General features: G+C 66.9%; 2 protein-coding genes. Both read left to right on the top strand.

All coding sequences use genetic code 11. The features are described 5' to 3' along the window. Positions 1–310 precede the first annotated feature (310 nt). Complete coding sequence (gene recA / locus G020_RS0114510; RefSeq protein ID WP_024330096.1) at positions 311–1,363, top strand: recombinase RecA; 1,053 nt, start codon at positions 311–313, stop codon at positions 1,361–1,363. Beyond that, positions 1,344–1,835, top strand: coding sequence for a regulatory protein RecX (locus G020_RS0114505; RefSeq protein ID WP_019590337.1), 492 nt, complete (start codon positions 1,344–1,346; stop codon positions 1,833–1,835). Before recA ends, G020_RS0114505 begins: the two co-directional genes overlap by 20 nt. Positions 1,836–1,930: the final 95 nt, after the last annotated feature.

The raw sequence follows: 1,930 nt of genomic DNA, 5'->3' as shown, positions 1-1,930 counted from the left end.
ACGGCGGGCAGGGTCCCGGGGTCCACCCCCGCACGCGCGAGGGTGAAGAACAGTCCGTTGCGAGAAGGCATTAACCACTCCGTGGTCAGGGCGTTGTTTGTCGGAAAACCCTCCCGTATGTGTTGTTGCTGGTCAAGGTGCATGAGTCACAAAAGAAGTGGGGCGGGTGGGGATCTCGGAGTCAGGCGGCGGGGGAGTTGCTTCGGGCGAGTTCCTTCGGGCGAGTTCGGATGTCTTTGGGTCCGCCCCCCCGCCTGTGGGATACTCCCGCACCTAACCGCCCGAGCATTATCCATTCCGGAGGCAAACCGTGGACGAAAATCGCAAGAAGGCCCTGACGGCCGCGCTGGGTCAGATCGAGAAACAGTTCGGCAAGGGCGCCGTGATGCGCATGGGGGACCGCCAGGCGGTGGATGTGCCCTCGATCTCCACCGGTTCGCTGGCGCTGGATGTGGCGCTGGGCATCGGCGGCGTGCCGCGCGGGCGCGTGGTCGAGATCTACGGTCCGGAATCCTCGGGCAAGACGACCCTGACCCTGCAGGTGGTGGCCGAGGCGCAGAAGGCCGGCGGTACGGCGGCGTTTGTGGACGCCGAGCACGCGCTGGATCCGACCTACGCCGAGAAGCTGGGCGTGAACGTGGACGATCTACTGGTCTCGCAGCCGGATACCGGCGAGCAGGCGCTGGAGATCGCCGACATGCTGGTGCGTTCGGGCGCGGTGGACGTGGTGATCGTCGACTCGGTGGCGGCGCTCACCCCCAAGGCCGAGATCGAGGGCGAGATGGGCGATTCGCACGTCGGTCTGCAGGCGCGCCTGATGTCGCAGGCGCTGCGCAAGCTCACGGCCAACATCAAGCGCTCGAACACGCTGGTGGTGTTCATCAACCAGATCCGCATGAAGATCGGCGTGATGTTCGGCAGCCCGGAAACCACCACCGGCGGCAACGCGCTCAAGTTCTATTCCTCGGTGCGCATGGATATCCGTCGCATCGGTGCGATCAAGAAGGGCGACGAGGTGATCGGCAACGAGACCCGCGTGAAGGTGGTGAAGAACAAGATGGCGCCGCCGTTCAAGGAGGCGCATTTCGAGATCCTGTACGGCGAGGGGATCTCGCGCGTGGGTGAGCTGATCGAGATGGGCGTGAAGGAAGGCCTGATCGACAAGGCCGGGGCCTGGTACAGCTACAACGGCGAACGTATCGGGCAGGGCAAGGAGAATGCCCGGCAGTTCCTGAAGGACAACCCGGACAAGGCCGAGGAGCTCGAACGCAACCTGCGCGAGCGTTATCTGCCGTCGGCCGGCGGCAAGGGGACGGACGACGACGCCGAGGCGGCGGTCGAGGATGCCGAAAGCCCGTCGTAAGGGCGGGGCGCCGGTCGACCCGGCCGATCCCGAGGCGGCCCTGGAGGCCGGGCTCAAGCTCCTGGTGCGGCGCGAACACGCTGCACCGGAGCTCGCGCGCAAGCTGGCGGAGCGCGGCTTCGAGCGGGACGCGGTGGATGCCGCACTGGAGCGTGCGCGCGAACTGGATTACCTCAACGAGACCCGTTACGCCGAGTCCATGGCGCGCCACCGCGTCGGCCAGGGCTACGGCGAGCAGCGCATCCGCGCCGAACTCGCGCACAACGGGATCGATGGCGACACCGTGAGCCTCGCCATCGAGGCGCTGGAGGTCGACTGGGTCGAGCAGGCCCGCGGCCAGCTCGAACGGCATTTCCGCCAACCCCCCGAGGCCCGCGAGGACGAAGCGCGCATGCTGCGTCACCTGGCCGGTCGCGGCTTCCCCGGCGACGTCGCCCGGCGGGCCCTTGCAGCGTGGAAGGACGATCCCTGACGGATTGCCACGGGTCCTTCGGACCCTCGCAATGACGGGGTTCCGGGCTTGTCGGGGCCGGTTGGGTTCCCGTCATTGTAAGTGGTTACCGTCAT

Origin of the sequence: Thioalkalivibrio sp. ALR17-21, assembly GCF_000420185.1 — a bacterium.
Classification (GTDB): Bacteria; Pseudomonadota; Gammaproteobacteria; order Ectothiorhodospirales; family Ectothiorhodospiraceae; genus Thioalkalivibrio; species Thioalkalivibrio halophilus.
The sequence above is the reverse complement of the archived record's forward strand: the minus strand, read 5'-3'. Positions and strand labels throughout refer to the sequence as shown.

Coding starts and splice junctions, on each gene's coding strand:
- G020_RS0114505 (WP_019590337.1), top strand. CDS start 1,344: ATGCCGAAAGCCCGTCGTAAGGGCGGGGCGCCGGTCGACCCGGCCGAT.